This window comes from Limosilactobacillus sp., from assembly GCF_051873075.1.
Lineage (GTDB): Bacteria > Bacillota > Bacilli > Lactobacillales > Lactobacillaceae > Limosilactobacillus.
In genome coordinates this window covers 1-5647 of sequence record NZ_JBJEEM010000069.1, presented here as the reverse complement: position 1 = coordinate 5647, position 5647 = coordinate 1, and the positions used below count along the sequence as shown (strand labels likewise).

General features: G+C 53.4%; 6 protein-coding genes. 3 read left to right on the top strand and 3 right to left on the bottom strand.

Annotation, left to right across the window (positions count from 1 at the left end):
* From ACI31J_RS07135 to ACI31J_RS07125, 3 genes are all read right to left on the bottom strand, one after another.
* Positions 1-1334, bottom strand: a 1334-nt coding sequence (locus ACI31J_RS07135; protein ID WP_439773733.1) for an aminopeptidase C, incomplete at its 3' end; no start/stop codon positions are given.
* A 146-nt stretch (positions 1335-1480) separates the two neighbouring features.
* A complete protein-coding gene (rpiA, locus tag ACI31J_RS07130) occupies positions 1481-2164 on the bottom strand; it encodes a ribose-5-phosphate isomerase RpiA (protein WP_439773732.1) in 684 nt (227 codons plus the stop codon).
* 16 nt (positions 2165-2180) lie between these two features.
* Positions 2181-2474 (bottom strand): GNAT family N-acetyltransferase, encoded by a 294-nt coding sequence (locus ACI31J_RS07125; protein WP_439773731.1) that lies wholly within the window; start codon positions 2472-2474, stop codon positions 2181-2183.
* A gap of 124 nt (positions 2475-2598) precedes the next feature.
* Between ACI31J_RS07125 and ACI31J_RS07120 the strand changes: the two genes are divergently transcribed.
* The 3 genes from ACI31J_RS07120 to ACI31J_RS07110 all read left to right on the top strand — a co-directional run.
* Positions 2599-3135, top strand: a complete 537-nt coding sequence (locus ACI31J_RS07120) for a dUTP diphosphatase (RefSeq protein ID WP_439773730.1) — start codon at positions 2599-2601, stop codon at positions 3133-3135.
* 10 nt (positions 3136-3145) lie between these two features.
* Positions 3146-4522, top strand: coding sequence for a DNA repair protein RadA (gene radA, locus ACI31J_RS07115; RefSeq protein ID WP_439773729.1), 1377 nt, complete (start codon positions 3146-3148; stop codon positions 4520-4522).
* 25 nt (positions 4523-4547) lie between these two features.
* Positions 4548-5647: PIN/TRAM domain-containing protein (locus ACI31J_RS07110; RefSeq protein WP_439773728.1), on the top strand; the 1100-nt coding region annotated here is incomplete at its 3' end.

Here is a 5647-nt window from a genome sequence, read left to right as displayed (position 1 = left end):
AGAGTCCCCATTGGATCCCAAGGCTTCAGAACGATCGGCTCTTGGGCCTGGGCCTTCAGTTGTTTGTCGGAGAGGTACTTCTTATTGATGACGATCTGGTAGCAGTACTTGTCCATCCAGGCATCACTCATTACGAAGTAGCCCTTGTGACCGACTTTGTTGCCCCAGGAGTTTTCGACCTTCCACTTAGTTGGCTTGCCGTCGACGATGTCAACCCCGGTCAATACCATCGCGTGGTCCATCATGCTCTGGCCGTAATCGAGGGCCTCAGCCTTGGTCATGTCGAGGTCCATGTCGAAGAGGGCATTGTAATCATAGGTGTTTAAGGCCATGATGCCCAGCTTGGTCTCGGAGTATTGAATGACATCGGAACCGAACCAAACACTTTCGCCGTGCTTGAGCTGCTTGATGGCCAGTTCCTTGAATTCGTCCATTGGCAGGTTCAGGTGCTTGATTGGCCGGCCGCCGACCACATTGCCGAGCATGTCAATCGTGTAGGTCTTGTGGTATTTCTTGTCCGCCGTTGGCGCCTGGATAATAGAAACGTAGTCGTCGAGGTTCCAGCCAATGTACTTCTTGAAGAATTCTTGTGGCGTCAGGTTGGCATCTCGGTGGTACTCGTTGTCCTTTTTGGTCCGGTATTCGAAATCGAAGTGGGTACTTGGCTCACCAAAGGCGTAGGCCAGCATCCGGTAGACCTCGTTCAGCATCGTGGTCCGCTTGGCATCCAGTTCTTCCTGACTGGCGTGGTCTTCGTTGACCATCTTGCGGAGGATCACGGCGTCGTGACGCAACTTGTTGTTGAGCACGCTGTCGATACCCCGGGAGTTGTTGGAGTTAAATGATTCCGGCATAGCCGACTTTGGCATTACCCCGTACTTTTCGATCAGTGCACAGAGCATGTCCCATTGACCACCGTCGTTTTGCGGTGCGGCCATCAGCCAGGCCACCTTGCGACTGTCCGTGGCCTTATGGGCCGTCTTTAAGACGTTTTCGTAGAAGTAGTTTGCCTTTTCAAACTTATCCCAGAAGAACTGGTAGGACTGGGAGAGCTCGAAGTCATCCGGCAGGTTGTACTTTTGCTGCATTTCGTGCCGCATGGTGTTCAGGGCAGCGAACATCCAGCAGCGGCCGGACTGCTTTTGGTCGGCCACGTCCCCAGTCTTCAGGTCGATGGAGAAGTGCGGGTCATTGTCCTGGATAGAATGCCAGTTAAAGCTGGCGTTACGGACCCCATTTTTGGTAACCGCGTTTTCAATCACCTGACTGTCGCGGCGGCCATCGTAATCGGCCCGGAATCGTTTGATATCATCTTTCTTAATCTTAAAAGCCATAGAAAAGACCTCCTCAGTATTGTTAACATCTATTATAGGAGAATCGGCGAGTGGGGGGAAGTCCGGCCACTTGGAATAAAAAATCGACCACCCAAGATTGGGGAGGTCGATCCTTCTTTATTAGTTACATGACAATCGCGGGAAAATTAACGTGCGTGGAGCACCTTAGGACCCTCATCGGTACCGACGATGACGTCGTTGACCCGGTTGAGGAAGAGGCCGGTTTCGACGACCCCAACCATGTGGATCAGTTCATCAGCCAGGGTAGCCGGGTCATCGATCTCTTTGAGGTGCAGGTCGATGATGAAGTTATTCTCGTCAGTGCGGAATTTCTTGTCGCCATCCATCCGCCAAGTTGGCTTGTAGCCCTTCTTTTCCAGGCTGTTGAAGACGTGTTGGCTGCCGAACGGGATGACTTCGACCGGGAGCGGGAATTTACCCAGCTTGTGGACCAGCTTACTTTGGTCAACGATCCACATTACCTTGTCTGAAGCATTGGCAACGATCTTTTCCCAGAGGAGGGCGCCACCGCCACCCTTGATGCCTTGGAAGTCGTCACTGATCTCATCGGCACCGTCGATGGTCAGGTCGATGTGGTCGACGTCATCGAGGTTCTTGATGGTAATGCCGAGGCTTTCGGCCTGCTTGGTGGTCCGGCTGGAAGTCGTGACCCCGATGATGTTGGTCAGGTTGCCGGCTTGGACCTGCTTGCCGAGTTCATCGACCATGTAACGGACGGTTGACCCGGTTCCGAGGCCGACAATCATGCCGGACTTGATGTACTTGACTGATTCCTTACCCGTTTGGGCCTTTAATTCGTCTTGATTCATTAGAATTCCTCCTGTGCTAAAAACGATCTTCTGGTAATAACAAACGCTGGTATTCCGGATGCAGCTTGAATTGCTGGGTTGCGTAGGGACACATCAGCTTGACGGTCCAGTGCTGATCACTGGCGTACTTGATAAAACGTTTTACAAGAACGGCCGCAATCCCCCTACCGCGGTAGTCGGGGTGGACAAAGACCCGTTCGACCACCACCCGGTCGGGGTAGCCATCGACGGCGGGAAAGCTAATCTCACCAACAAATGGCTGGTGAGTGTCGCTGGCAACAATCCGGTGATCCTCAATTTGATATTGCAAAGTGATCACATCCATTCATTATCAATTTTCCGTAAAGTAATCCTAAAAGTCAAGCCTAAGCAATACCATTAATAATGGTTCTATCTTATAATAATTAGATAGTGATTTAAATGAGGTGAGTGAAATGAAACGCGGATTTAAGGTAGTCTCAAAGAGAAGCAACCAGGGAATCAATCTTCCCCAGCGCCAGACAGCCAACGCGGCCGGTTATGACTTTGAGGCGGCGGAAGACTTCACCCTGCCGTCCATCTGGAAAGGGAACTTCATCAAGGCCCTCTGGGCAATCCACCAGCAAAAGAAGCTGACGGATGCCGATTTTACCGCGGCCGATGCTTCCCTAAAACCTTACCTGGTACCGACTGGTATCAAGGCCTACATGCAGCCGAACGAGTTTCTCCTGCTGGCAGACCGGTCAAGCGGTCCCCTGAAGCGGCGGCTGGTTTTGCCAAACGGGGTCGGGATCGTGGATGCCGATTACTATGATAACGACAGCAACGAAGGGGAGATCTTCTTCCAGCTGATCAACTATGGCCTGCGTGATTACCACGTTAAGAAGGGGGAACGGATCGGCCAGGGAATCTTTATCCCATACTTGCTTGCCGATGATGAAAAGCAACCGACTGCCCAGCGAACGGGCGGCTTCGGCTCGACGCAAAAATAAGGAGTAAGAAATGGCAAAGGTAAGGACACAATATGTTTGCCAAAACTGCGGCTATAACTCGCCCCGCTACCTGGGCCGGTGCCCAAACTGCGGTGAGTGGAATAGCTTGGTTGAAGAGCAGGTACAAAGCAGCACCGCTTCGGGGACCAAGGCCAAGACGACTACACTGACTGGGCTGGTATCTAAGCCGCAGAAGATCAGTGAGATCAACAGCCAGGAGACGCCCCGAGTGAAGACCCGGCTCAATGAATTCAACCGGGTTCTGGGCGGGGGAATTGTGCCCGGCTCTTTGATCTTGATTGGTGGGGATCCTGGGATTGGAAAGTCGACCCTCTTGCTCCAGGTTTCCGGACAATTGAGTGACGACCGCCACAAGGTTCTCTATGTTTCCGGTGAAGAGAGCGGCACTCAGATCAAGATGCGGGCAGAACGCCTTCATGTGGCCGGGGACAATTTCTACGTCTATCCAGAGACCAACATGGATAGTATCCGCGACACGATCCGGGACCTTAAGCCGGAATTTGTCGTGATCGATTCCGTGCAGACGATGCAGGCCACCGACGTCAGCTCGGCGATCGGGAGTGTTTCCCAGATCCGGGAAGTGACGGCCCAGCTGATGCAGATTGCCAAGAGCAACAACATCACAATCTTCGTGGTCGGCCATGTTACCAAGGGCGGGGCGCTCGCGGGACCGAAGATCTTAGAGCACATGGTGGACACGGTGCTCTACTTCGAGGGGGACCTCCACCACACCTACCGGATCCTGCGCTCAGTAAAGAATCGGTTCGGTTCGACCAACGAGCTGGGGATCTTCGAGATGCACACCAACGGGCTGAGCGAGGTCAAGAACCCATCCGAGATCTTCTTGGAGGAGCGCCTGCGTGATGCTACCGGGTCGGCCGTGGTTGTCTCCCTGGAAGGGACCCGGCCGATTCTGGTCGAGATCCAGGCCCTGGTCACGCCGACCGTCTACGGAAATGCGCAACGGACCGCTACCGGGCTGAGCCGGAACCGTGTATCATTAATTATGGCGGTGCTGGAGAAACGGGCCAACCTAATGCTGCAGAACCAGGATGCCTACCTGAAGGCGGCTGGCGGGGTCAAGCTGGATGAACCAGCAATTGACCTGGCTATTGCCGTCTCGATCGCATCAAGCTATCGTGACAAGGGAACCCGCCCGAGTGATGCCTTTGTTGGCGAAGTCGGGCTGACTGGTGAGATTCGGCGGGTCAACCGAATCGAGCAGCGGGTTGCCGAGGCCCAGAAGCTGGGCTTTGAGCGCATCTTCGTGCCGAAGAACAACCTGAAGGGCTGGAACCCGCCGGCCGGGATTGAGGTCATCGGGGTGACGACCCTGCGTGAGGCCCTGCGACTGGCACTGGCCTAAAACTTAATATAAGGAGGAATGCTACATGCGAAAACGGATTGTAGTTGCAATCTATGTCCTGGTTGGGGCAATGATTGGCTTCTACTACCTGCCCCTGTTGTGGGACGTGTTGAAACTGCACATTGCACCCTCATTGTTGGTCTTTTTAGATATTGTTATTGGTGCACTTATTTTCTGGCTGTTAGGATTGCTATTGGCCAAACCAACGATGAGATTGATTGCGCGGCTTGAACGGGAACTGACGAAAAAGAACCCGCTTTACTTGATTTTTGGCGCGTTGTTGACGATTTTGGGATTGGTCCTGGCGGTATTGATTTCGATCCCGCTCTGGCAGACCAATATTCCGGTGGTCAACAATATCCTGCCGATCCTGTTAATGCTGTTGTTCAGCTACCTGGGCTTCCGGATTGGGACTACCCGGATGGATGAATGGAAGAAATTGTTGAATCGTAAGGTCCAACATACTAGCGATGATGGCGAGGTGATTGACCGCCACGATGCCAATTACCACCATTACAAGATCCTGGATACCAACATCCTGATTGATGGACGAATCTATGACCTGGTCAAGACCGGTTTCCTTGAGGGGACGCTTCTGGTACCCAACTTTGTCCTCTATGAGTTGCAGTATATTGCCGACTCTGGCGAGAGCATCAAGCGGGTCCGGGGGCGGCGCGGCCTGGACATCTTAAACAAGCTGCGCAGCGAGAAGATCGTGCCGGTCGAGATGTACGAGGGTGACTTCGAAGATATTCCGGAAGTCGACAGTAAATTGATCGCCCTGGCCAAGAAGGTCAACGGGGCAATCGTGACGAACGATTACAACCTCAACAAGGTGATTCAGTTCCAGAATGTCGATGTCTTAAACATCAACAACCTGGCCAAGTCACTGCGGCCCCGGGTTATCCCGGGCGAGACCTTGAACGTCGTGGTCGTCAAGAAGGGGACCGAGCGGCAGCAAGGGGTTGCCTACTTGGACGATGGGACGATGGTCGTTGTGGAAGATGGCCGTTACTTCATGAATAAGCCGATTGAGGTCGAGGTCACCAGCGCCCTGCAGACGGATGCCGGCCGGATGATCTTTGCGCGGCCGTTGCATTCCCAGCGGGGAATCGACGAACAGCC

Bases quoted from the DNA above. Each gene is read 5' to 3' on its own strand.
- rpiA (WP_439773732.1), bottom strand. From the start codon at position 2,164: ATGAATCAAGACGAATTAAAGGCCCAAACGGGTAAGGAATCAGTCAAG.
- ACI31J_RS07120 (WP_439773730.1), top strand. From the start codon at position 2,599: ATGAAACGCGGATTTAAGGTAGTCTCAAAGAGAAGCAACCAGGGAATC.
- radA (WP_439773729.1), top strand. From the start codon at position 3,146: ATGGCAAAGGTAAGGACACAATATGTTTGCCAAAACTGCGGCTATAAC.